The following is a 25,483-nucleotide window of genomic DNA, read 5'->3' as shown; positions in this document are numbered from 1 at the left end:
GCCCGGTAAGGCGTCGCCGCCACCGGGCATAACTACAGCTTAAGAATATCTTTCACAAACGGAATGGTCAGCTTGCGCTGGGCGGTAATGGACGCGCGATCGAGCTGATCGAGCGTATCAAAGAGCGTACGCATCTCGCGATCCAGCCGCTTCAGCAGGAAACGGCCCACGTCTTCCGGCAGTTCGAAGCCGCGCAGTCTTGCCCGCAGCTGAAGCGCCTGGAGTTTGTCTTCATCCGACAGCGGTTGCAGCTTGTAGATTTGCCCCCAGTCCAGACGAGACGCCAGATCCGGCAGCCCAAGATTGAGCTGACGCGGTGGACGATCGCCGGTGATCAGCAGCCGGGTTTTGCCCGACTCCAGAATGCGGTTATAGAGGTTAAAGATTGCCATTTCCCACGGCTCGTCCCCTGCCACGCATTCAATATTATCGATGCAGACCAGGGAAAGATGTTCCATGCCCTCAAGCACTTCAGGCACAAACCAGGTACGTTTATCCAGCGGCACGTAGCCGACCGCATCGCCGCGCGCCGAAAGCTCGGCACAGGCCGCATGCAGCAGGTGGCTGCGCCCCGCGCCTTCGCGTGACCAGATATAGATGTATCCGCTGTGTTCCTGGCGCAGCACATTTTGCAGTGCAGCCAGTAAAGAGGGGTTATCACCCGGCCAGAAACTCGCGAAAGTTTCATCGTCAGGGAGATAAAGTGGCAGAGAGAGCTGTGCCGGTCCGTTCAGAAATACCTCAACCAGAGATCTTACATAAAATCGGAATGGAGTTTAACACGGAACCTGCAAGGAGAGAACCGGGCGATCCGTCGCCCGGCAGGACGATCAATGTAGCGCTTTTTCGCTTTCATCCGCGTCCAGGACCACCTCTTCCGGGCGGATCACCGAGATCAGCTTGAAAATCAGGCTGAGGCCGACGCCCACGATGGTCGCCAGCGCCATACCCTTCAGCTCCGCTGCGCCGATGTGCACCTTCGCACCGCTCACCCCGATAATCAGGATAACGGAGGTCAGGATCAGGTTCTGCGCTTTGCTGTAATCCACTTTGGATTCAATCAGCACGCGAATACCGGAGGCACCGATCACCCCGTACAGCAGCAGCGAGACGCCGCCCATCACCGGCACCGGGATAATCTGGATCGCTGCCGCCAGCTTGCCAACGCAGGAGAGCAGAATGGCGATGATCGCCGCGCCGCCGATAACCCAGGTGCTGTAGACGCGGGTGATCGCCATTACGCCGATGTTCTCGCCGTAGGTGGTGTTTGGCGTGGAGCCGAAGAAGCCGGAGATGATGGTGGAGAAACCGTTGGCAAACATGGAGCGATGCAGGCCCGGGTCGCGGATCAGGTCGCGCTTCACGATGTTCGCCGTCACCACCAGGTGGCCGACGTGCTCGGCAATTACCACCAGCGCGGCAGGCAGAATGGTGAAGATAGCAAACCATTCGAAGCGCGGGGTGTAGAAGGTTGGCAGCGCGAACCAGTGCGCCTCGGCAATCGGCGTAGTATCCACAACGCCCATGACGAAGGAGAGCGCATAGCCCGCCAGTACGCCGATCAGGATCGGGATAATCGCCATAAAACCGCGGAACAGCACGGAGCCAAACACCGTCACGCCCAGCGTCACCAGCGAAATAATGATGGTTTTAGAATCCGGTGACTGACCGTCCGCCGGCAGCAGGCCGGCCATGTTCGCCGCCACGCCAGCCAGCTCCAGGCCGATGACGGCAACGATAGCGCCCATCGCCGCAGGCGGGAACATCACGTCCAGCCAGCCGGTGCCCGCTTTCTTCACGATGAAGGAGACCAGGCAGAACAGGACGCCGCACATGATAAAGCCGCCCAGCGCGACCTCATAACCCAGCGGCAACAGCAGCAGTACCGGAGAGATAAAGGCGAAGCTCGACCCGAGATAGGCCGGAATTTTGCCTTTACAGATAAAGAGGTAAAGCAGCGTACCGACGCCGTTGAACAGCAGCACGGTAGCCGGGTTAATGTGAAACAGGATTGGCACCAGCACGGTTGCGCCAAACATGGCGAACAGGTGCTGCAAACTAAGCGGGATTGTCTGTAAAAGCGGCGGTCTTTCACTCACCCCGATAGCACGGCGCGTCATAGTGTTTTCCTCTGAGTGTTATTGTTGGTTTTTATTCAAAAAAAAGCCGACTATCAAAGTCGGCTTCTTTATCGTTATTCGATTATTTAGTACCAAAAATCTTATCGCCGGCATCGCCAAGTCCCGGGATGATGTACCCGTGCTCGTTCAGCCCCTGGTCGACGGATGCGGTATACAGTTCAACGTCCGGGTGCGCTTTTTCCAGCGCCGCAATACCTTCCGGCGCTGCGACCAGGACCAGCACTTTAATGCTGCTGCATCCGGCTTTTTTCAGCAGGTCGATGGTGGCGATCATCGAACCACCGGTCGCCAGCATCGGGTCAACCACCAGCGCCATACGCTCGTCGATGTTAGAGACCAGCTTCTGGAAGTACGGGACCGGCTCAAGGGTCTCTTCGTCACGGTAGATACCCACCACGCTGATACGCGCGCTTGGCACGTGCTCCAGTACGCCTTCCATCATGCCCAGACCCGCACGCAGGATTGGCACCACGGTAATTTTTTTACCTTTGATCTGCTCAACCTGTACCGGACCGTTCCAGCCTTCGATGGTCACTTTTTCCGTTTCCAGATCGGAGGTTGCTTCGTAGGTCAGCAGGCTGCCCACTTCAGAAGCCAGTTCGCGAAAACGCTTCGTGCTGATGTCATGCTCACGCATCAGGCCCAACTTGTGTTTAACGAGTGGGTGTTTCACTTCCACAATCTTCATTCTCTTTCTCCTCTGAGGTGGCATCCGCAAAAAAATCGCGGGATTATACCGCTTTTTTCCGATTGCGCCATACCCAACTTGCTTGACGTATATCAATCAAAAACAAAAAAGCCGGAGGCAGGGCTCCGGCTTGGGTGCGGGATCTTGCCCGGTGGCGCTGCGCTTACGCGAGCCTACGTGTATTGTAGGTCGGGTAAGCGTGAGCGCCACCCGACAATTAGAGGTTATCGCCGTTGCTGGCAATCACCTGCTTATACCAGTCGAACGACTTCTTCTTGCTGCGGTTCAGCGTGCCGTTCCCTTCGTTATCTTTATCGACAAAGATAAAGCCGTAGCGTTTCTTCATTTCACCCGTTCCGGCAGAGACCAGGTCGATACAGCCCCACGGGGTATAGCCCATCAGATCGACGCCATCTTCCACCACCGCTTTTTTCATCTCGCGGATGTGTGCAGACAGATAATCAATGCGGTACTGGTCGTTTACCGTGCCGTCGCTCTCCTGCACGTCGATCGCGCCAAAGCCGTTTTCAACAATGAACAGCGGGAGCTGATAGTGATCCCAGAACCAGTTCAGAGAGTAGCGCAGGCCGACAGGGTCAATCTGCCAGCCCCAGTCGGATTTCTGCACGTACGGGTTAGAGACCAGACTCTTGCTCTCGTCGTAATCCAGCGCCGGGTTATCTGCCGTCGCTTTGGTGGCGAAAGACATGTAGTAGCTGAACCCGATGTAATCCACGCAGCCCTGCGTCAGCGCGGCCTTATCTTCTTCGGTGATATCCAGCGCGAAGCCGCGACGCTCGAAGTAGTTGAGCAGATGCTGCGGATACTTGCCGCGCACGTGCACGTCGGTGAACCAGTAGCGGCGATGCATGGCGTTCATCGCCATCATCATGTCGTCCGGCGCGCAGGTCAGCGGGTAGATGGGGCACATGGCAATCATGCAGCCGATTTGCAGCGACGGGTTGATCTCGCGCCCCGCCTTCACCGCCAGGGCGCTGGCCACCAGCTCATAGTGCGCCGCCTGGAACATGACCGGCTCGCGGTCTTCACCCGGCGCATATTTCAGCCCGGAGTTGGTGAACGGCGCAAAGTCTTCGTGGAAGTTTGCCTGGTTGTTGATCTCGTTAAAGGTCATCCAGTACTTCACTTTGTGCTGATAACGCTCAAAAACGACCTTCGCGAAGCGCACGAAGAAGTCGATCAGCTTACGGTTGCGCCAGCCGCCGTATTCCGTTACCAGGTGGAAAGGCATCTCGAAGTGGGAAAGCGTGATAACCGGTTCAATGCCGTGCTTCAGGCACTCGTCAAACAGGTCATCGTAGAATTTAAGTCCTGCTTCGTTCGGCTCCAGCTCGTCGCCTTTCGGGAAGATACGCGTCCAGGCGATGGAGGTGCGGAAGCATTTGAATCCCATCTCGGCAAAGAGTTTGATGTCTTCTTTATAACGGTGGTAGAAATCAATGGCTTCGTGGTTTGGGTAATTTTTCCCCTCCAGCACGCCGTTGGTGATTTCACGCGGCACGCCGTGGGCGCCCGCGGTCATGACATCGGCAACGCTTACCCCTTTGCCGTCCTCTTTCCAGCCGCCTTCAAGCTGGTGCGCCGCAACGGCTCCACCCCACAGAAAACCTGCTTTAAATCCAGACATTTGCTTTCCCTCATTCTGCGTTATTTTCTGCAAAAACAGTTACAGAAACCGGTTTCAGTTTGATGATGTGCAAAGGGGAAAGCCGTTGCAAGCAGATCGCAGAAACCGGTTTCATTTTCGTGAACAGAGTCAAGTTTGTCGCCCTTTACCGGCCACTGAGAAAAAAAGATCTTCGCGCCGAGAATAGGCTCGCAAACGTTTGCCTGGACTGTTAGAATTGCGCCGATTTTTCTTACTAGCTATGCAATCGCGTGGGGACTTGAGCCGTGACCAACAAAACTTCTCTCAGCTACAAAGATGCCGGTGTTGATATTGACGCAGGTAATGCGCTGGTTGACCGAATCAAAGGTGTGGTGAAAAAAACCCGCCGCCCGGAAGTGATGGGTGGCCTGGGTGGATTCGGCGCACTGTGCGCGCTGCCGCAAAAATATCGTGAACCTGTGCTGGTCTCGGGTACGGATGGTGTAGGGACAAAACTGCGCCTGGCGATGGATCTTAAGCGTCACGATACGATCGGTATCGATCTGGTGGCGATGTGCGTCAACGACCTGGTGGTACAGGGCGCTGAGCCGCTGTTCTTCCTGGATTACTACGCGACCGGCAAGCTGGACGTGGACACCGCAGCCAGCGTCATTAACGGCATCGCCGAAGGCTGTCTGCAATCCGGCTGTGCGCTGGTCGGCGGTGAAACCGCTGAAATGCCCGGCATGTATCACGGTGAAGATTATGACGTCGCAGGCTTCTGCGTTGGCGTGGTAGAAAAATCAGAAATTATCGACGGCAGCAAAGTGGCTGACGGCGATGTGCTGGTTGCGCTGGCCTCCAGCGGCCCGCACTCTAACGGCTACTCTCTGGTACGTAAAATCCTCGAAGTGAGCGGTTGCGACCCGCTGACCACCGAGCTGGACGGCAAACCGCTGGCCGATCACCTGCTGGCCCCGACCCGCATCTACGTGAAAAACGTACTGGCGCTGATTGAGAACGTCGACGTTCACGCTATCGCTCACCTGACCGGCGGCGGCTTCTGGGAAAACATTCCGCGCGTGCTGCCGGACAATACCCAGGCGGTAATCGACGCCTCCTCATGGCAGTGGCCGTCCGTCTTCAACTGGCTGCAAACCGCCGGCAACGTGAGCTCGCACGAAATGTACCGCACCTTTAACTGCGGCGTGGGCATGGTTATCGCCCTGCCGGCAAGCGAAGCGGATAAAGCGGTTAAGCTGCTGACAGAAAAAGGTGAAAACGCGTGGAAAATCGGTACGATTAAAGCGTCCGATTCCGAACAGCGTGTGGTCATTGAATGAAAAACATCGTGGTGCTTATTTCCGGCAACGGAAGCAATTTGCAGGCAATCATAGACGCCTGCAAACAGAAGAAAATTAATGGCACCATTCGGGCAGTATTCAGCAACAAGGCCGATGCGTTCGGCCTTGAGCGCGCGCGGGAAGCCGGTATTCCCGCGCACGCGCTGGAAGCCAGTCAGTTTGCGGGCCGTGAAGCGTTTGACCGCGAACTGGTGCAGGAAATTGACGCCTACGCGCCCGACGTCGTGGTGCTGGCAGGCTACATGCGCATCCTGAGTCCGGCTTTTGTTGAACACTACGCCGGTCGGCTGCTCAATATTCACCCTTCCCTGCTGCCAAAATACCCCGGCCTGCACACCCATCGTCAGGTGCTGGAGAACGGCGATGAGGAGCACGGTACCTCCGTGCATTTCGTCACCGACGAGCTGGACGGCGGTCCGGTGATTTTGCAGGCGAAAGTACCGGTCTTTGACGGCGACAACGAAGACGACGTGACCGAACGCGTACAGACGCAGGAGCACGCCATTTATCCCCTGGTGGTAAGCTGGTTTGTCGATGGACGCCTGGAGATGCGCAACGGCGCAGCCTGGCTGGACGGCGTGAAGTTGCCTCCGCAGGGTTATGCGGCCGAAGAGTAGTCTGTTTGAATTGCCCGGCGGCGCTTCGCTTTCACGGGCCTACGCTCCCGTAGGTCGTGGTAAGCGCAGCGCCACCCGACACCCCACCCCCAACCCTCTAAAATCCCCAACAAAAAAAATAACTGTCATACTTTTCTGGCACTGTTGGACATATCGTGGAAATGCTCGCCATAATAAGGACGAGACGGATTTACCACGTCCTGTGATTGAACTGGAGTGTGAGCTGTAATGGGTCAGGAAAAGTTATACATTGAGAAAGAGCTAAGCTGGTTAGCATTCAACGAACGTGTACTTCAGGAAGCGGCCGATAAAAGCAACCCGCTGATTGAGCGCATGCGTTTTTTAGGCATCTATTCCAACAATCTGGATGAGTTCTATAAGGTTCGCTTTGCCGAACTGAAGCGCCGAATCATCATCAGTGAAGAACAGGGCTTAAACTCCCACTCGCGGCATCTGCTTGGAAAAATCCAGTCTCGCGTCATGAAAGCCGATCAGGAATTTGATGGCCTCTATAACGAGCTGCTACTGGAAATGGCACGCAATCAAATCTTTCTGATCAACGAACGTCAGCTCTCCGCGAATCAGCAAAACTGGCTTCGCCACTATTTCAAACATTATCTGCGCCAGCACATCACCCCGATTTTGATCAACCGTGAAACCGATCTGGTGCAGTTCCTGAAAGATGATTACACCTATCTGGCAGTGGAAATCATTCGCGGTGAGACCATCAACTATGCGCTGCTGGAAATTCCGTCCGATAAGGTTCCGCGCTTTGTGAACCTGCCGCCGGAAACGCCGCGTCGACGTAAGCCGATGATTCTGCTTGATAACATCCTGCGTTACTGCCTTGACGATATCTTCAAAGGCTTCTTCGATTACGACGCGCTAAACGCCTACTCGATGAAGATGACCCGTGACGCCGAGTACGATCTGGTGCACGAGATGGAGGCCAGCCTGATGGAGCTGATGTCCTCCAGCCTCAAGCAGCGCCTGACCGCAGAGCCGGTGCGTTTTGTTTATCAGCGCGATATGCCGGACGCGATGGTGGAAATGCTGCGCGATAAGCTGACCATCTCCCGCTACGATTCCATTATCCCCGGCGGGCGTTACCACAACTTTAAAGATTTCATCGGCTTCCCGAACGTTGGCAAAGCCAACCTGGTGAACAAGCCGCTGCCGCGCCTGCGCCATATCTGGTTCGATAAGTTCCGCAACGGGTTCGACGCCATCCGCGAGCGCGATGTGCTGCTCTACTATCCGTATCACACCTTTGAACACGTGCTGGAGCTGCTGCGTCAGGCCTCGTTCGATCCGAACGTGCTGGCGATTAAAATCAACATCTATCGCGTGGCGAAAGATTCCCGCATCATCGACGCGATGATCCACGCGGCGCACAACGGCAAGAAAGTGACCGTGGTGGTTGAGCTACAGGCACGCTTCGACGAAGAGGCCAACATCCACTGGGCGCGCCGACTGACGGAAGCGGGCGTGCACGTCATCTTCTCCGCGCCGGGGCTGAAAATTCACGCCAAGCTGTTCCTGATTTCCCGTAAAGAAGGCGACGACGTGGTGCGTTATGCCCATATCGGCACCGGTAACTTCAACGAGAAAACCGCGCGAATTTACACCGACTACTCGCTGCTGACGGCCGATGCGCGCATTACCAACGAAGTGCGTCGGGTGTTCAACTTCATCGAGAACCCGTACCGCCCGGTTAGCTTCGACTACCTGCTGGTGTCCCCGCAGAACTCGCGCCGCCTGCTGTACGATATGATCGACAAAGAGATCGCCAACGCGCAGAACGGGTTGTCGTCCGGCATCACGCTGAAGCTCAACAACCTGGTGGACAAAGGCCTGGTAGACCGCCTGTACGCGGCCTCCAGCTCCGGCGTGCCAGTTAATCTGCTCATTCGCGGCATGTGCTCGCTCATCCCCGAACTGGAAGGCATCAGCGACAACATCCGCGTGATCAGCATTGTGGATCGCTATCTTGAACACGATCGCGTCTATATTTTCGATAATGCCGGTGATAAGCGCGTATATCTCTCTTCCGCCGACTGGATGACGCGTAATATTGATTACCGTATTGAAGTGGCGGCGCCGCTGCTGGATCCCCGCCTTAAGCAGCGTATTCTGGACATTATCGAGATCCTGTTCAGCGATACGGTGAAAGCACGTTATATCGACAAAGAACTCAGTAATCGCTATGTACCGCGCGGCAATCGCCGAAAAGTCCGGTCGCAGCTGGCGATTTACGATTACATCAAATCACTTGAGCAACCCGATTAACCTATGCCAATAAACGATAATACCCCACGCCCGCAGGAGTTCGCTGCGGTCGATCTTGGCTCAAACAGTTTCCATATGGTCATCGCCCGCGAGGTGGATGGCGCGATGCAGATCATCGGTCGCCTGAAACAGCGTGTGCATCTGGCCGATGGTCTTGATGCGCGTAACATGCTGAGCGAAGAGGCAATGGAGCGCGGGCTAAACTGCCTGTCGCTGTTCGCAGAACGTCTGCAAGGCTTTTCGCCGTCCAGCGTCTGCATCGTCGGGACGCATACGCTACGCCAGGCGCTGAACGCGCCGGAGTTTCTGAAGCGCGCGGAAAAGGTCATCCCCTACCCGATTGAGATCATCTCCGGTAACGAAGAAGCACGCCTGATTTTTATGGGCGTGGAGCATACCCAACCGGAAAAAGGCCGCAAGCTGGTGATTGATATCGGCGGCGGCTCAACTGAACTGGTGATTGGCGAAGACTTCGAGCCGCGCCTGGTGGAAAGCCGCCGTATGGGCTGCGTCAGCTTCGCGCAGATGTATTTCCCGGGCGGCGTAATCACCCGCGAAAACTTCCAGCGCGCGCGCATGGCCGCCGTGCAAAAACTGGAAAACCTGGCCTGGCAGTACCGTATTCAGGGCTGGAACGTGGCGCTCGGGGCATCGGGTTCGATTAAAGCCGCCCACGAAGTGCTGCTGGCGATGGGTGAAAAAGACGGGTTTATTACGCCTGAGCGCCTGGTAAAACTCACCGAAGAGGTGCTTAAGCATAAGAGCTTCGACGCCCTGAGTCTGCCGGGCCTGTCCGACGAACGTAAAGCGGTGTTCGTCCCGGGGCTGGCGATCCTGTGCGGCGTGTTTGACGCGCTGGCGATCAAAGAGCTGCGCCTCTCTGACGGCGCCCTGCGCGAAGGCGTGCTGTATGAGATGGAAGGCCGCTTCCGTCATCAGGATATACGCAGCCGCACCGCCCAGAGCCTGGCGAACCAGTACAACATCGACCGCGAGCAGGCGAAACGGGTTCTGGAAACCACGGTTCAGATGTACGAGCAGTGGGAGGAGCAGAATCCGAAGCTGGCGCACCCGCAGCTCGCCGCGCTGTTAAAATGGGCCGCGATGCTGCACGAGGTGGGGCTGAACATTAACCACAGCGGGATGCATCGTCATTCAGCCTATATTCTGCAAAACAGCGATCTGCCTGGCTTCAACCAGGAGCAGCAAACCATGATGGCGACGCTGGTGCGCTATCACCGCAAAGCCATTAAGCTCGACGATCTGCCGCGCTTTACGCTGTTCAAGAAAAAGCAGTTCCTGCCGCTGATTCAGCTGTTGCGCCTTGGCGTGCTGCTTAATAACCAGCGTCAGGCAACCACCACGCCACCGACGCTGAAGCTGAAAACGGACGACCATCACTGGACGCTGAGCTTCCCGCACGACTGGTTCAGCCAGAACGCGCTGGTTCTGCTGGATCTGGAAAAAGAGCAGCAGTACTGGGAAGCGGTCACCGGCTGGCTGTTGAAGATTGAAGAAGAGAGCTCTGAGGCAGCCGCGTAATGGCTCAGGCGCTTTCCTCAGAAGGCTGCGTTTCGAGCAATGTTTCGAGCTCCACCGGCAGCCCAATCAGATAGCCCTGCACATAATCGATACCTAGCGCGTGTACCGCGCTACGTATCTCTTCTGTTTCCACGTATTCCGCCACCACCAGCATTTTCTTCATCCGGGCCAGATGGCAAATGGAGGCCACAATCTGGTAATCCAGACTGTTGCTGACAATATTGCGAATAAAGCCGCCGTCGATTTTGAGGATGTCGGCATCCACGCTTTTTAACCGCGCGTAGCTGGCGTACCCGGTGCCAAAATCATCAATGGCGATCCGTATCCCCATTTTTTGTAATTTCCTGAGGTTGGTTTCCGCCCGATCCGCATGACCAAAGGCGCTGCTTTCGGTCACCTCAAAAATCAGTTGCCACGCTTCAACGGCATATTTCGCTAGCAGGCGGCTCACCTCGAGCGGGAACTGAGCCCGGTAGACGGTAGACGGTGCAAGGTTGATCGCAAAGCGCTGGCCCGGCAGACGCTGACGGTGCTGCGCCAGGAAACTCAACGTACGCTCGAGTACCCATAAATCCACACGCGACGATAAGCCAAACTCCTGTGCTATGGGCAGGAACTGCTCGGGAAAGATCAGCGCACCGTTATCGTCGCGCATCCGCAGCAGCACCTCGTGGTAACGATCGCCGCGCAGCCCGCGAACCGGCTGAACCAGCAGGGTAAAGGCATCCTGCTCCAGCGCGGCCTGCAAACGACTCATCATCGCCACCTTATCTTTCAGGCTACGCTGCAAATGAACGGCCCCGCGCTGCTGAAGATTTTCCGGGTGGTTGGTGGAGAGGGAGAGGTCGGCCACGATGCCCAGTTCCCCCAGCACCAGATAGAGATGATTGACGGGAGAGCGTACATAGCAGTAGCTCACGCCGACCTGAGGCTGTACCGGCATACCATCCCAGATAAAAACGAACTGCTTGATATGCTCGTCCAGCGTCTCAATACGCCGCTGATGCGACTCCGCATCCAGACGCACCGCCATGTCATACCCGGTGAGGTGATAGACGCGCTCATTTGGCTGGAGGGTGCCATTTATCCATTGCGCCAGCTGCTGTTTATACTGGATGCGCAGCAGTACGCCGTAATTACGCCCCAGCACTTCCAGCTCGGGTACGCGCAGTAAGCAGAGCGCCGACCAGGGGTTACTGGCCAGCTCGCGCGACAGCGCCCGCAGATTCGGCATATGCACAACCGGATCGAGAAACGCCTGTCTGCGGGAACGAATATTAATGGCGCGCTGGCGTGTCGCCAGCATCGACATGTAGATGACGATAAATGAAAAGACCAGATAGCTGGAGGAGGTAATCGCCAGCTGAATGTCATAGCCCTGATGCTGCGGAATGTAGTGATAATAATAGTGAATCGACACCAGCAGGACCGGCGTCCAGATAATCGACATCAGCTTGTAGCCGAAGCGCATTGCGCCCCAGAGCATCACGGGCATCAGCAGAGACAAGGTATAGTTTGTACTGAAAATAGAGCTGTTGATGTTCATGGGCAGCAGCAGCATGCCCAGCAGCCCGCCCAGCGCTAAAAACCACGCCACAAACTCTACGACGGTGACCTTTTTGTCTATTTGCGCGCGAATCTGGGATATCAGCCCTTTGACGTAGCGCGGATGGCGAATCAGACGGATCAGCAAATAGCTGAGCGGCACGCCCGTCAGCCCGCTCACCAGCAGCGCCTGATAGTTAATGAGCGTGCGGATGTTGAAAGGATTTAACCCTGCCAGGCTCTGGCGGCTTTCGTACACGCCGAGATACACCGCAAACTGAAACAGTATCAAAAAGAGCGTTGCGGGGCAGAAAACCTGCCAGAAAATACGCTGTCCCATCAGGCGCACGTCGCCGTACGCGGTCATATTGCGTCGGGGCGCAAACACGCGATAACCGCCCCAGCTGAGCACCAGGGGAACGATAAAATGCAGAATGCCGGCCACGGTTTCATACAGCCCAACGGAAGGGTAATAGCGTAAAAACAGCGACACCACGATGCCGGGGAGCGCCTCCATGCCGAAGAACAGCATCAGCGTCAGCAGAAAAGAGAGCGGTAAATAATAGAGCGCAACGATACCCTCGCCCAGCTGCGTTAAGGTATTTGCCACGCTCAGCACCGGGAGTAACACCACGGGTAAAATAAGAGGAAGTGCCCACCAGCGGTCTTTATTTTGCTTCAGGATGTGCTGAATATTCATAGATGCTCGTTTACAACCCTTGCGCTCCAGAGGGTAAGTGAAGACAGGCATCCAACCTGACGTATAAATTGCCTGGAAAATTCCTGGCAAGCAGTGGAGGAAGGATTTTAAATACCAGAGGCGGGATTCCGTTGACCTAAATCAAATTAAATTATCTGAATAAATCTTTCTTACGTTTTTTTTGAATATTTTTCCTGTAATTATCAAGGCGATAAATAAATGCGTTGTTTTTAATAACATAAATTAATGTAAGCATTGACGGTATTTTACATTCTGACGAATTGACCCTGACTTGCAGCTGTGCCTTAATAGCCGCATCGCCCAAAAGGGTATACTCAGGAAAATAAAGTGAGTCAGGCTACGCGTATGCGAAAACGACATCGATTCAACACCCGGATGACCCGCATCATACTGCTCATCAGCTTCATGTTTTTCTTTGGCCGCTTTGTTTATTCCTCCATCGGCGCCTGGTATCACCATCAGGACAAAATTCAGTCGCAGCAGTCAGGTCTTGTGGTGGATACGCCCGAGCGCTAACGCTTGTTCGTTCCCGGCAGACAAACTGTATCGCACTGTATCCCGAGCGCTACGCTGACAAACCGGTACAAAACGCCCGCAAAAGCAAACATCCCCGATACATAAAAATGGTCTTCTGTATCCCTCGCCATAATAAACTGATGAGGAGAGACACAGATGATTCGTCGATATTTCCTGCTTCCTGTATTTGCGCTGACGTCATTTGCTGGCGCACGGAGCGTTTGCCGACGGCAGCAGCTGAAGCGAGTATGTGTTCAGCAAAAAGCCCCTTCCCCCTCGCTTAACCATCAGAAGCTATATGCCACCTTCAGGCTTCCCGTAGGGGACGTTTTACGCTGAACAATCGGGCTATCGCCTGCATCACCCGTCAGCTGCGTAACGCCGGCTGCGGCAAGCAGGCTCCAGCGAGAGGTGAGCTTATGAGTCCAGTCCAGGTTCAGCGAATACGCATATATTCCGGCTCCGGCTTCATGTCGGGCAAATCGCGATGCGGCCGACTGGTCGGCGCTGACGCCGTAGTACGTTTGCATGTACTTGCTGGAACCCCAACTGCCGGTCAGCGCCAGCGTTACCGTATTTTTGGGAGATGTATAAAGCGGGCTGGCAATGCCGAAATGCACAGCTTCCCCGTTGTCTCTCTCCGAAACCGGAACCTCAGCCTGCATCTGCACGTTAAGCCAGTCGGTCACCTTGTATTCCAGCCCGGGCACAACGATAGCTGAGCCTTTAACGTCACCCATTCCTCGCAGGTAGTCGCTGCCGGAGGCGATCGAATCGCTGCTTACATCGCGATCCTTACGTCCTGCGCGATAGCTCAGCGCAGCGTTGTAGTTCAGGTTGCCAAAGCTATTGCCGTAGCCGATCCCCCGCATGGTGCTGACAAAGAAACCATTCGCCATAGCGTAATCAACCACCTGAGCCGCCGTAACGCGGCTCTTATCCGAACCGGAATAGCGTGGCGCAACGTCGACGCCGCCCCCCAGGGTTAACACATTGCCCTGAGGCTGATCAGCCGCCAGCGCCGGGGCGGCCAGTAACGCCAGGACGGCCCCCGGCAGGATGCTTTTCATGCTGCGACCGATGCGTGAACGGGGGAAATTATGACGCAGTTTGATGTTTCTCATTAAAGAAGCCCTTTGGATTCAGATAATTACGATACAAGCGGTGTTAAACGCCAGAACGAACATTCTGAATACCCACCCTGAGGTTCTAATGAGCCGTAAATGAAGAAATGCTGAAGCACGTGAACGTGCTGTAAACACTGAATAATTCCTGTTACCGTTTTTTCTTCAGTTGTTCTTCATTCTCTGTTGATACAGTGACCAATGTGAAAATTCTCCTCATTGAAGACGACCTGGATCTCGGCAATGGCGTACGTATCGCCCTTGCAGATCAGGGATTTGATGTTATATGGGTACGCCGCAAAGAGGATGCGCTGCATCAGCTTGCGCTCTGCGTGCCGGAACTTATTTTGCTCGACCTGGGGCTACCCGATGGCGATGGCATGAGCCTGATGACGCGCCTGCGTCAACAGCTTAAGGGCGTTCCCGTCATCATCCTGACGGCGCGGGGCACGCTACAGGACCGCCTGTGCGGGCTGGATGCAGGTGCAGACGACTATCTGGTTAAACCTTTTGTTCTCGCCGAGCTGCTGGCGCGCGTACGGGCCCTTGCGCGGCGTAGCTATGGCTTTGAAAATGAAGCAATCGAAATTCGCGGTTTATCGCTTCATGTGCCGACGCGCCGCGTGACCGTAAGCGCACGTCACGTTGAACTGACGGCCAGTGAATATGCGCTGCTTGAAACCTTAATGCTGCGCGCCGACCGCGTGCTTACGCGGCGGTATCTGGAAGAAAGAATATTCGGCACAAAAGAAAACCTCAGCAACGCGCTCGACGTGCATATGGGTAACCTCCGGCGAAAGATTGGCGAGGGCTTTGTGCGAACGGTGCGCGGCGTTGGGTACGTCATTGATACCGTACCGGTTCAGAAGGCGGCAGGCTGATGCGTAAAGTTTGGTATCACCTCAGGCTCCCTACGCTGGTCAGGCGAATGATGGTCGCCCAGATGCTGCTGCTTACGCTGCTGTGGTGTCTTTTTTTAACCTTCATTTTGCTGGAAGACCTGCGCAGCCCGCCAATCCTTACGGGCAGTGAGACTTACGAAACCGTTTTTTCTCTTGTCGAGAGCATGGACGATCGCCCGCAGGCGCGTGATGTTGTGCTGGCAGCGTTCAGCAAAGCGCTGCGGGAGGGATATGGCGGCGGCGAAGATCCGGAGCTGTCCATCAACCTCATTGTTCGCAAGCATAATGAGGTTATTTATTCATCGCCTGGCGCGCCAACGGAGGTGAAAAATAGCCGCCTGGGGGAAATGCAGCGTGTCGAGACTGAGGACCACGCCTGGACGAGCCGTACGCTCAAATCCGCGTACTCCGACGTGGAGGTCACCCTCTTCACCCCGGCCGGGAGCTGGAATTTCTTTATCTACCTGAACTCGCGCGGCTACTACGTCATGCCGCTGATGATATGCATCCCTTTTCTTCTGTTTCCCGCGTGGCTGTCAATCCGCATCGCGATGCGCCCCTGGAACAGGGTGGTGAATGAAATTTCATTGCGTACGCCGGACGATCTCTCTCCTTTAAAGTCCGTCCCGAGGCACAGGGAGCTTCGCCAGACGGTGGACGCGATTAATGACTTTCTCGCCAGGGTGCGGGAAAGCGCCGAAAGGGAGAGAATTTTTATTGCCGATGCCGCACACGAGCTGCGAACGCCTCTGGCCGCGATGCGGATCAACGTCGAGGCGTTGCAGTCCTGGGTCACCAGCGAAAGCCAGCAGGAGCTGCTTGCAGGCATTGTTCGCAGCAATAGCCGTGCTGCTCGTCTCGTCAATCAGCTTCTGCTGATGCAGCACAGCGAAGCGCACATCGACACGGTTATGGAGCCTGTGCCGCTGACAACGCTTATTCAGGAGCGCATGGCTGCCCTGGAGCCGCTGGCGTCGGCGCGCAGTATTGAGCTTGAGTTTTTCGCCGACGATGAAATCCGGGTCGCAGGCATCCGGGAACGGCTGGTGTCACTGATCGACAATTTGATCGAAAATGCCGTGAAATACAGCCCCGAGGGGGGACGCATAGAGGTGCAGCTGCAATCGAGAGAGACATCCGCTCAGCTGCGCGTCTCGGATGCGGGGCCCGGCATTCCGGTTGAACTGCGGGAGCGGGTGTTCGACAGGTTTTTCCGCGATCCCAATCAGATCCAGAGCGGGAGTGGCTTAGGGCTTGCCATCGTCAAAGCCGTTACGCAGCAGCACAACGGCAGGGTCAACCTGAGCACGTCAGCAGAAGGTGGCCTGATGGTGACCGTTGACTTCCCGACCCCCGCGTTCGCATGAACGGAAACGCGGCGCTCCCCAACGGCTGCGTTATTTTGCGGATGCCGCAGATTGCTTCAATAAGATTACCGTATTTGTTATATTGTTACTTATTGATTATTCACCTCTGCGGTGCCAAAAAGAACAAGATTCACCGCGACCCAGGACAGAAAAATGCTAGATTACCGCTTCCCGACAGCTTTGCAGATGGTTCTCAGCGTAGCGATGGCGGAGCAATCGGGTGAACGTTCGACGAGTGCAATCCTGGCCTACGGCCTGGAGGCGAATCCGAGCTTTATCCGCAAGTTAATGGTTCCACTCGCTCGCGACGGCATTATTGTCTCCACGCTTGGCCGCAACGGCTCTATTCACCTTGGCCGTCCGGCGGAAGAGATTACCCTGCGTGATATTTACCTCTCCGTCACGGAAGATAAAAAGCTGTGGGCGTCCCGTCCTGACGTCCCGGCCCGCTGCGTGGTCAGCGCCAACGCCTGCTGGTATTTCAAATCCATTGCTGATGAAGCGGAGCAGGCTTCGCTGGAGGTTTTAGCGCGCCATACCGTCGCCAGCGCGCTGGAAGAGGTGAAAAAGGCCGACACCAGCGGGTGCGATCCGGTGCCGGAAATCTGTACGCAGCATAAAAAAGCGCCTTAATCCTTTACGGACGGCGAAAAAAAACCGCCTTCACTGTGAAGGCGGTTTTTTATTGTCTGCTACGTCCTACGCAGGCAACACCTCTCTTTCCGCTTTGCCGCGCGTCACGAACTTACGCAGCGTGACGTAAAAGACCGGCGTCAGGAACAGCCCAAACAGCGTGACGCCCAGCATACCGGAGAACACGGTGATCCCGGTGACGCCGCGCACTTCGGCACCCGCGCCGTGGCCGAGAATGAGAGGGATCGTCCCGGCAATAAAGGCGATTGAGGTCATCACAATCGGACGTAAACGCAGGCGGCACGCTTCCAGCGCGGCTTCCATAATGCCTTTGCCCTGCATTTCCAGCTCGCGGGCAAACTCTACGATAAGAATCGCATTCTTACAGGCCAGCCCCATCAGCACTACCAGACCCACCTGCACGAAGACGTTGTTATCGCCCCCGGTCAGCCAGACGCCAAACAGCGCGGAGAGCATGGTCATCGGCACGATGAGGATCACCGCCAGCGGCAGCGTCCAGCTCTCATACAGCGCCGCCAGCACCAGGAACGCCAGCAGTACCGCGACCGGGAAGACGATCAGCGCCGTGTTGCCCTGAGTTGCCTGCTGGAAGCTCAGGTCCGTCCATTCAATATTCATTCCGTTCGGCAGGATCTGCTTAGACATGGCGTCCAGCTGCGTCATGGCCTGCGCGGAAGAGAGCACGCGAGGATCGGCATCGCCAATGAGATCCGCCGCCGGGTAACCATTGTAGCGGATCACCGGGTCCGGTCCGTAGGTGGTGCTGATATTCACCATACTGCCGATCGGCACCATTTCGCCGAGGTTATTGCGGGTACGTAAATTCGCAATATCCTCCACGCTGTCGCGGAACTGCCCGTCGGCCTGCGCCATCACGCGCCAGGTGCGGCCAAACTGGTTAAAGTCGTTTACGTATGACGAGCCCAGATACGTTTGCAGCGTACCGAAAAGATCGGTGAGCGACACGCCCTGCGCTTTCGCCTTATCCCGGTCGACCTGCACGTCCAGCTGCGGAACGTTAGCCTGATAGGTTGAGATGGGGAAGTGCATCCCCGGCGTCTGCATAATTGCGCCGGACATGGTGTTCACCGCATTTTGCAGCGCGCCATAGCCCAGACCTGCGCGATCCTGAATATACAGGGAATAGCCCGACCCCTGTCCCAGCCCCAGAATCGGCGGCGGCAGAATCGAGAAGCCGAAGCCCTGCTGGATTTGCGCGATTTTCGCGTTGATCTCCGCGTTAATTTCCGCCGCAGAGTGTTTACGCTGGTCGAACGGCTTCAGGCCAAAAAATACGGTCCCGGTGTTCGGCGTATTGGTGAACTGGAGCGCATTCAGGCCAGGAAACGCGACCGCATAATCCACACCTTCGGTATTCATACCGATTTCGCTCATTTTGCGGATCACCGCATCGGTACGCGCCAGCGACGAGCCTTCCGGCATTTTCACGCCGCCGATCAGGTACAGCTTATCCTGCGTCGGAATAAACCCGCCGGGTACGGCTTTAAACATCACGCCCGCGGCACAAAGCAGCAGCAGATAAACCGCAAACACCGCCCCGCGTCGGCCAAGCGTTTTGCCCACCAGCCCCTGATAGCCGGTCGAGCTGCGGTGGAAAAAGCGGTTAAACGGACGGAAGATCCAGCCAAACAGACGATCGATAAGCCGGGTCGGAAAATCTTTCGGCGCGCCGTGCGGTTTCAACAGCAGCGCGGCCAGCGCTGGCGAGAGCGTCAGCGAGTTGATCGCGGAGATCACCGTTGAAATGGCTATCGTTACCGCAAACTGCTTGTAGAACTGGCCGGTAACGCCAGAGAGGAATGCCATCGGCACAAACACCGCGCACAGCACCAGCGCTATGGCGATAATCGGCCCGGACACTTCCCGCATCGCCTGATGCGCTGCCGCAAGCGGGGCGAGCCCCTCTTCAATATTTCGCTCGACGTTCTCCACCACCACGATGGCATCGTCCACCACGATACCAATCGCCAGCACCAGCCCGAATAAACTCAGGGTATTAAGCGAAAAGCCCAGCAGATAGAGAATACTGAACGTGCCCACGACGGATACCGGCACCGCGATCAGCGGGATGATCGACGCCCGCCAGGTTTGAAGGAACAGGATCACCACCAGTACGACCAGCACCACCGCTTCCAGCAGCGTCTGCACCACCGCGCGGATGGAATCGCGGACGAAAACGGTCGGGTCGTAAGGCGCCGCCCATTTCATATCGTCCGGAAAACGGGTGGAGAGTTCGTCCATTTTCGCACGCACCGCGTTAGACAGATCGATGGCGTTTGCCCCGGGAGACTGGAAGATACCAATCCCGACCGCGTCTTTATTGTTGAGCTGCGAACGCAGCGCATAGCTGCCGGAACCCATCTCGATGCGCGCCACGTCGCGCAGGCGGACGACCGTCCCATCCTGCGTAGTTTTCAGGACAATATTGCCAAACTCTTCTTCGGTATGCAGCCGGCCCTGAGCATTAATGGAGATCAGGAAATCGCTCTCTTTCGGCAGCGGCTCGGCACCAAGCTGCCCGGCGGACACCTGCACGTTCTGCTCCTGCATCGCCGTCACCACGTCTGAGGCCGTCAGCCCGCGCGCCGCCACCTTGTTTGGGTCCAGCCAGACGCGCATCGCGTATTCGCCAGAGCCGAAGATCTGAATCTGCCCCACGCCGGGCAGGCGCGCCAGCTCGTCCTTCACCTTCAGCGTGGCGTAGTTACGCATGTAAAGTGAATCGTACTTACCGCCGGGCGAAAACAGATGCACCACCAGCGTCAGCGTCGGGGACTGTTTCTGAGTGGTGATGCCCAAACGCCGCACATCTTCCGGCAGACGCGCTTCAGCCTGCGCTACCCGGTTTTGCACCTGAACCTGCGCCTGATCCGGGTCGGTACCTGGACGGAAGGTGACGGTGGTCACCAGCACGCCGTCGGAACCCGCAACGGACTTCATGTACATCATGTTTTCAACGCCGTTGATCGCCTCTTCCAGCGGCGTTGCCACGGTCTCGGCAATCACCTTCGGGTTGGCGCCCGGATACTCCGCGCGTACCTGCACGCTTGGAGGGACGACGTCAGGATATTCGCTCACCGGCAGCAGCGGGATGGCGATTAATCCGGTGATAAAAATCAGAATCGACAGTACGGCGGCAAAAATCGGCCTGTCGATGAAAAAACGGGAAAAGTCCATGGGTTGGATTCTCAGGTAAGGGATCAGTTAAGAGCGGTGCTGGCGGTCATGGAAACGGTTTTCGCATTAACCGGCATACCCGGCATAAACACTTTTTGTAAACCATCGACGATGACTTTATCCCCAGGATTCAGCCCCTGCTGTACGATGCGTAAACCGTCGGCCAGACGCCCGGGCGTAATATCGCGACGCTGCGCTTTTCCCTCTTTATCAACGACATAAACATATTTGCGATCCTGATCGGTCAGCACCGCTTTATCGTCAACAAGCGTGGCTTTAAATTCCGCGCTGCCCGGCAGGCGCACGCGGGCAAAAAGACCCGGCGTGAACTGACGCTGCGCGTTATCTAACAGGGCGCGCATGCGGATCGTTCCGGTACTCGGCGTGAGCTGATTATCAAGAAAATCCACTTTGCCCTGGTGGGGATAACCCTCCTCACCGGTCAGGCCGATCTCCACCGGCAGCGCCGTATGATGACTGGACGCCCCCTGCCCGCTGCGGGCAAGGTTCTGATAGTGCAGGTAGGTTGACTCGTCCACGTCGAAGTAGACGTAAACCGTCTTCTGCGAGACCAGGGTGGTGAGCACGCTGGCGCTGTCGCCGGCGGTGACCAGATTACCGCTGGTGATCAGTGCACGGCTGGCGCGGCCATCGATGGGCGCGGTCACTTTGGTGAAGTCCAGGTTAAGCTGCGCGGCATCAACCGCCGCCTGCGCTGCGCGAATGTCGGCCTGCGCCTGGGTGGCGGCCGAACGACGCTGCTCCCACTCTTCACGGGAAACCACGTTAGTGTTGACCAGTTTATCGGTCCGGTTAGCCTCGCTTCGCGCCAGGCTGGCCTGCGTTTTGGCTCTCGCCAGCGCCGCCTGCGCCTGTTCCAGCGCGGCGCGATAGGTTCGGTCGTCAATCGTGAACAGCACCTCGCCCTTTTTCACCTCCTGGCCGTCGGTGTAATTCACTTTATCAATGTAGCCGGAGACGCGCGGGCGCAGCTGGACGCTTTCCACCGCCTCAATGCGACCGTTAAAGCTGTCCCACTGGCTAATGGATTTCACAACCACGTCAGCGGCGCTGACGGCGGGCGCCTGCGGCGCAGCATTTTGCGCGACGCTGTCATCGCACCCGACCAGCAGCGCGGAGAGTAATATCACCCCCATCGCGCTCAGATGAAAGTTACCCCAGGTTTTTTGCAGGCTCATTATTTTTATTCCGGTTATTGTAGCCGCCGGGCAAGACGCAGCGGGAGGCGCCGCGCCACTTCCTTTGTCCGGGCTGGCTGAAGGCCATTTGTGTCGTTCATCGCCACAAAACTGTAACAGTTGCGAATACACTATCGCGGCGATTGTAGGAAGGCGCTTAATTAAGTGCAAGAATAATTGTTGCACTTTATGTGCTATTTGCGGTGAAGGTGAATAACCTGTTTTTAGAAGGGATTTAAATGTAACAATAATACTTGCAATTAAAGCAAAAACGGGCCACCTTTAAATGCAACAAACAAAGATGCTTTTTGATGCGTGGCGTAGGGGGAAGCAAGATGAACACGGGTGCATTCATTCACGATTTACTCGACTGGATCGACAACAACCTTGATAGCCGTCTGGACATTGAAACCGTCTCCAGGCGAGCCGGGTATTCGAAATGGCATCTCCAGCGGATCTTCAAAGAACATACCGGCTCCCCTCTCGCCGAATATATTCGCGCACAAAAGCTGCAAAAATCGGTTGAGCGCCTGGCCCACAGCGATGAACCGATTCTGAACGTGGCGATCGCGCTCGGCTTTGACTCGCAGCAGTCCTTCAACCGCAGCTTTAAGCGTCAGTACGGTCAGGCGCCAGGCGCATGGCGGCGCAGTATCGGCTGCCGTGGATCGCGGCAGATGAGCCAGTAGCTGACGTTACGGTCGGATATCGGTTACACATTAAAAACTCTCTGTAAACAGGAAGTTTTATTCAGCTTTACCTATATATGACATTGCAGAAAAGGTTACTGTGTAGCTACCTTATTCCAATGCAATTATTAAAATAATTAATGAATTGCTTTGAGGCAAGGCAACCGTAAACAAGCCCATTCATTTAAAGGCGTTTAAGATCTGGTTAACGTTATCCGCTTACAAACAGCTCAATCGCGTGCAGGGGTACAGCAAGACGTTTCCCGAGCGGCACCGGAATACAAACCACAGCGTGCTACAGTGTCGGTGTCAGTAAATGCCTGTACGACATTTGCGTCTAGACGCAGTAAATAAGCAAAACGCATTCAAGATCTGATATGAAAAAGGCCGCTATGGCGGCCTTCGTAACATGTCACGCTACGCAGTTGTTACCTCTCCAGGATACGTTTTTAATAAACTTATCATCACCAAACTCAACATAAATTGTGCAACGCATATCAACTGAATACCCCCCCGTTGAATAAGCATTGGTTGTTGAATATAAACTATTGCCAATAAGATTGGCATTTGTGTTATAGGTTGTTGTTTGCGGTATGTATACAGATCCTGAGTTATCATAAACATAGACCTTATTCCCATCGGGTGATGTCAACTCACCGTTTGGGTAACCCCATTGTTGAATCAGTGAATTTATTGGCTGTCCTCTCCAGGTCAGCATATTCCTTTCAAATTGTGCAGCCGTCTGGCATCCAGCCAAAATAACAACTGCCAAAACCAGAAATATTTTTTTCATATAAATTTCCTACTGCTTTCCCTAATTCTGGCGCTCAGCTGGCTGTGTTTCGCCTGGCTTCCACCAGCTTGTTGTAATGAATTACCGCTACGCGCGGTCCAGTCCCCTGTCGTTGCAGCCAAGGATAGGTTTCTCATGAAGCTAAAGCTGAATCAATTGAAAGGTGCTTACTTTAGCATTCCAGAGGTTGGCGAATGGAGTGATCATACGCCCGGCTTTCAGTGTATCAGTTCCGAAGAAAGTTTTTTATCCTAAAGCGTTTCTGAAGTTGGGTGTTTAGCAGTTTGGTTAAATGCATTGCGAAACTCAACACCGGGCCGCCGCATATGGCTGCGATACTCGAACCATAGCGTGTAAGGTCATGGAATAGCAAATCGTCATAATGGCCGAATGAGCCGCCTTTCACAGTATTGTCTTTACCCCCCCGCAAATCATTCAACTAGCCTGAATCTCGGTGACTGAACCGCCATGCTCGACAATACGTTCTAAAGGTCGCCCACTACACTCTTAGTTAACTCAATCTTCATTATTTCGCCGAGCGTGGGCAAAAATCCCGTTCGATTACCGTCTGCTTCCTGTCATGGATTCAGTCGGCCGGGACGACGTGTTTAATGTAGCTGTAGGTATATACCTCGAATATTTCAGCATCGGCTAACTATCATATTCCGTAGCGTTTCAACACAGCTTGCAGCTGACCTGCCTCCAACAGTGTTTTTCTAAAAATTAATTTCGCGCTAGTTTCCTACAAATTGATACCGTCACCTGTACCGTCGAAAAATGTGGTGTAGAGTGAATAGATATGAGTAGCTATAAACAAAAACCCTCTGCAATTACAGAGGGTTAGAGATGATATTGAATAGATATGATGTGCTATGAACTAGCTATACATCATTCCCACTCAATCGTCGCCGGTGGCTTACCGCTGATGTCATACACCACGCGGGAAATGCCGTTAACTTCGTTGATGATGCGGTTAGACACGCGGCCTAAGAAGTCATACGGCAGATGCGCCCAGTGCGCGGTCATGAAGTCGATGGTTTCCACCGCACGCAGGGAGACAACCCAGTCGTACTTACGGCCATCGCCCATCACGCCGACGGAGCGAACCGGCAGAAACACGGTGAACGCCTGGCTTACCTTGTTGTACAGGTCAGCCTTGTGCAGCTCTTCGATGAAGATCGCGTCCGCACGACGCAGCAGGTCGCAGTACTCTTTCTTCACTTCACCCAGCACGCGCACGCCGAGGCCCGGGCCCGGGAACGGGTGACGGTAGAGCATGTCGTACGGCAGACCCAGCTCCAGGCCGATCTTACGCACTTCATCTTTGAACAGCTCGCGCAGCGGCTCAACCAGGCCCATCTTCATCTCTTTCGGCAGGCCGCCCACGTTGTGGTGAGATTTGATGACGTGCGCTTTACCGGTTGCGGAGGCCGCAGACTCGATCACGTCAGGGTAGATAGTGCCCTGCGCCAGCCACTTCACGTCTTCCAGCTTCAGCGCTTCTTCGTCGAACACTTCCACGAACACGCGGCCAATGATTTTACGTTTCGCTTCCGGATCGTTCTCGCCCTTCAGCGCGTCGAGGAAGCGCTGTTCGCCTTCCACGTGAACGATGTTCAGACCGAAGTGGTCGCCAAACATGTCCATTACCTGCTGGGCTTCGTTCAGGCGCAGCAGGCCGTTGTCCACGAAGACGCAGGTCAGGTTTTTACCGATCGCGCGGTGCAGCAGCATCGCGGTGACGGAGGAGTCCACGCCGCCGGAGAGGCCGAGGATCACTTTGTCATCGCCAACCTGCTGGCGGATACGCTCCACGGCGTCGTCGATGATTTTTGCCGGGGTCCACAGGGCTTCACACTGGCAGATGTCACGCACGAAGCGCTCCAGCATACGCATACCCTGACGGGTGTGGGTCACTTCCGGGTGGAACTGCACGCCGTAGAAGCGTTTTTCCTCGTTCGCCATGATGGCGAACGGGCAGCTTTCGGTGCTGGCAACGGTCACGAAGTCGGACGGGATGGCGGTGACTTTGTCGCCGTGGCTCATCCACACGTCCAGCAGCGGCTTGCCGTCTGCGGTCAGGGAGTCTTCAATACCGCGCACCAGCGCGCTGTCGGTAACAACTTCAACCTGCGCGTAGCCGAACTCACGCTCGTTAGAGCCTTCTACGTGGCCGCCCAGCTGCATCGCCATGGTCTGCATGCCGTAGCAAACGCCGAACACCGGTACGCCCGCTTCGAACACGTACTGCGGTGCGCGCGGGCTGTTCTCTTCGGTGGTGCTTTCCGGACCGCCGGAGAGGATGATGCCGCTTGGATTGAACTCGCGAATCTGTGCTTCCGTGACATCCCACGCCCACAGCTCACAGTAAACGCCCAGCTCACGCACGCGGCGCGCCACCAGCTGAGTGTACTGAGAACCGAAGTCCAGGATGAGAATGCGATGTTTATGAATGTTTTCCGTCATTGACGCTAATTCCGAGGCAAGTGAAACAAAACAAAGCGCCCGGCATTGAGCCGGGCGCG

The 25,483-nt window shown here is 55.6% G+C and carries 19 protein-coding genes; 9 read left to right on the top strand and 10 right to left on the bottom strand.

The window, feature by feature from the left end; genetic code table 11:
- Positions 1-32: 32 nt before the first annotated feature.
- The 4 genes from E0L16_RS05650 to E0L16_RS05635 form a co-directional block, all read right to left on the bottom strand.
- On the bottom strand, positions 33-734 hold the full coding sequence (locus tag E0L16_RS05650; protein ID WP_211482948.1) for a DnaA inactivator Hda: 702 nt from the start codon (positions 732-734) through the stop codon (positions 33-35).
- Positions 735-830: 96 nt separating this feature from the next.
- A complete protein-coding gene (uraA, locus tag E0L16_RS05645) occupies positions 831-2,120 on the bottom strand; it encodes a uracil permease (protein ID WP_131636494.1) in 1,290 nt (429 codons plus the stop codon).
- An 82-nt stretch (positions 2,121-2,202) separates the two neighbouring features.
- The gene (gene upp, locus E0L16_RS05640) at positions 2,203-2,829 is read right to left on the bottom strand and encodes a uracil phosphoribosyltransferase (RefSeq protein WP_040074548.1); all 627 of its coding nucleotides are present in this window, start codon (positions 2,827-2,829) and stop codon (positions 2,203-2,205) included.
- 217 nt (positions 2,830-3,046) lie between these two features.
- A complete protein-coding gene (locus E0L16_RS05635) occupies positions 3,047-4,477 on the bottom strand; it encodes a 6-phospho-beta-glucosidase (protein WP_131636493.1) in 1,431 nt (476 codons plus the stop codon).
- A 266-nt stretch (positions 4,478-4,743) separates the two neighbouring features.
- On the opposite strand from E0L16_RS05635, the gene purM reads away from it, so the two are divergent.
- From purM to ppx, 4 genes are all read left to right on the top strand, one after another.
- Entirely contained in the window at positions 4,744-5,781 is a 1,038-nt protein-coding gene (gene purM, locus E0L16_RS05630; protein WP_063450491.1) for a phosphoribosylformylglycinamidine cyclo-ligase, read from the top strand.
- A complete protein-coding gene (gene purN / locus E0L16_RS05625) occupies positions 5,778-6,419 on the top strand; it encodes a phosphoribosylglycinamide formyltransferase (protein WP_112791615.1) in 642 nt (213 codons plus the stop codon). The genes purM and purN overlap by 4 nt, the downstream gene beginning before the upstream one ends.
- A 228-nt stretch (positions 6,420-6,647) precedes the next feature.
- The gene (gene ppk1 / locus E0L16_RS05620) at positions 6,648-8,708 is read left to right on the top strand and encodes a polyphosphate kinase 1 (RefSeq protein WP_006811494.1); all 2,061 of its coding nucleotides are present in this window, start codon (positions 6,648-6,650) and stop codon (positions 8,706-8,708) included.
- A 3-nt stretch (positions 8,709-8,711) separates the two neighbouring features.
- Positions 8,712-10,250 carry an exopolyphosphatase gene (ppx, locus tag E0L16_RS05615; RefSeq protein ID WP_063868035.1) on the top strand — a complete coding sequence of 513 codons (1,539 nt, stop codon included), beginning with the start codon at positions 8,712-8,714 and terminating at the stop codon, positions 10,248-10,250.
- A 4-nt stretch (positions 10,251-10,254) separates the two neighbouring features.
- Here the strand turns inward: ppx and E0L16_RS05610 are convergent, their stop codons facing one another.
- Positions 10,255-12,495, bottom strand: coding sequence for an EAL domain-containing protein (locus E0L16_RS05610; protein ID WP_131636492.1), 2,241 nt, complete (start codon positions 12,493-12,495; stop codon positions 10,255-10,257).
- A 366-nt stretch (positions 12,496-12,861) separates the two neighbouring features.
- Between E0L16_RS05610 and E0L16_RS05605 the strand changes: the two genes are divergently transcribed.
- A complete protein-coding gene (locus tag E0L16_RS05605; RefSeq protein ID WP_064910267.1) occupies positions 12,862-13,032 on the top strand; it encodes a YfgG family protein in 171 nt (56 codons plus the stop codon).
- A gap of 287 nt (positions 13,033-13,319) precedes the next feature.
- Here E0L16_RS05605 and E0L16_RS05600 read toward each other — a convergent pair whose 3' ends face one another.
- Positions 13,320-14,156, bottom strand: coding sequence for a MipA/OmpV family protein (locus E0L16_RS05600; RefSeq protein ID WP_131636491.1), 837 nt, complete (start codon positions 14,154-14,156; stop codon positions 13,320-13,322).
- A 203-nt stretch (positions 14,157-14,359) separates the two neighbouring features.
- Here E0L16_RS05600 and E0L16_RS05595 point away from each other — a divergent pair, with 203 nt between their 5' ends.
- The 3 genes from E0L16_RS05595 (at position 14,360) to oqxR (ending at position 17,058) form a co-directional block, all read left to right on the top strand.
- Positions 14,360-15,037, top strand: coding sequence for a response regulator (locus E0L16_RS05595; protein ID WP_112791776.1), 678 nt, complete (start codon positions 14,360-14,362; stop codon positions 15,035-15,037).
- On the top strand, positions 15,037-16,425 hold the full coding sequence (locus E0L16_RS05590) for a sensor histidine kinase (RefSeq protein WP_131636490.1): 1,389 nt from the start codon (positions 15,037-15,039) through the stop codon (positions 16,423-16,425). The genes E0L16_RS05595 and E0L16_RS05590 overlap by 1 nt, the downstream gene beginning before the upstream one ends.
- 153 nt (positions 16,426-16,578) lie before the next feature.
- On the top strand, positions 16,579-17,058 hold the full coding sequence (gene oqxR / locus E0L16_RS05585; RefSeq protein WP_063868028.1) for an efflux pump transcriptional repressor OqxR: 480 nt from the start codon (positions 16,579-16,581) through the stop codon (positions 17,056-17,058).
- Between the two features lie 66 nt (positions 17,059-17,124).
- Here oqxR and oqxB read toward each other — a convergent pair whose 3' ends face one another.
- Positions 17,125-20,277 carry a multidrug efflux RND transporter permease subunit OqxB gene (gene oqxB / locus E0L16_RS05580; RefSeq protein ID WP_063868027.1) on the bottom strand — a complete coding sequence of 1,051 codons (3,153 nt, stop codon included), beginning with the start codon at positions 20,275-20,277 and terminating at the stop codon, positions 17,125-17,127.
- Between the two features lie 23 nt (positions 20,278-20,300).
- Positions 20,301-21,476, bottom strand: a complete 1,176-nt coding sequence (oqxA, locus tag E0L16_RS05575; RefSeq protein WP_063868025.1) for a multidrug efflux RND transporter periplasmic adaptor subunit OqxA — start codon at positions 21,474-21,476, stop codon at positions 20,301-20,303.
- Between the two features lie 335 nt (positions 21,477-21,811).
- On the opposite strand from oqxA, the gene E0L16_RS05570 reads away from it, so the two are divergent.
- The gene (locus E0L16_RS05570; protein WP_107533486.1) at positions 21,812-22,165 is read left to right on the top strand and encodes a helix-turn-helix domain-containing protein; all 354 of its coding nucleotides are present in this window, start codon (positions 21,812-21,814) and stop codon (positions 22,163-22,165) included.
- Positions 22,166-22,577: 412 nt separating this feature from the next.
- Here E0L16_RS05570 and E0L16_RS05565 read toward each other — a convergent pair whose 3' ends face one another.
- On the bottom strand, positions 22,578-22,958 hold the full coding sequence (locus tag E0L16_RS05565; RefSeq protein WP_131636489.1) for a membrane lipoprotein lipid attachment site-containing protein: 381 nt from the start codon (positions 22,956-22,958) through the stop codon (positions 22,578-22,580).
- A gap of 888 nt (positions 22,959-23,846) precedes the next feature.
- Positions 23,847-25,424, bottom strand: coding sequence for a glutamine-hydrolyzing GMP synthase (gene guaA / locus E0L16_RS05560; protein ID WP_006811514.1), 1,578 nt, complete (start codon positions 25,422-25,424; stop codon positions 23,847-23,849).
- Between the last annotated feature and the right edge of the window lie 59 nt (positions 25,425-25,483).

Source organism: Enterobacter quasihormaechei (genome assembly GCF_004331385.1).
Lineage (GTDB): Bacteria > Pseudomonadota > Gammaproteobacteria > Enterobacterales > Enterobacteriaceae > Enterobacter > Enterobacter quasihormaechei.
The sequence above is the reverse complement of the archived record's forward strand: the minus strand, read 5'-3'. Positions and strand labels throughout refer to the sequence as shown.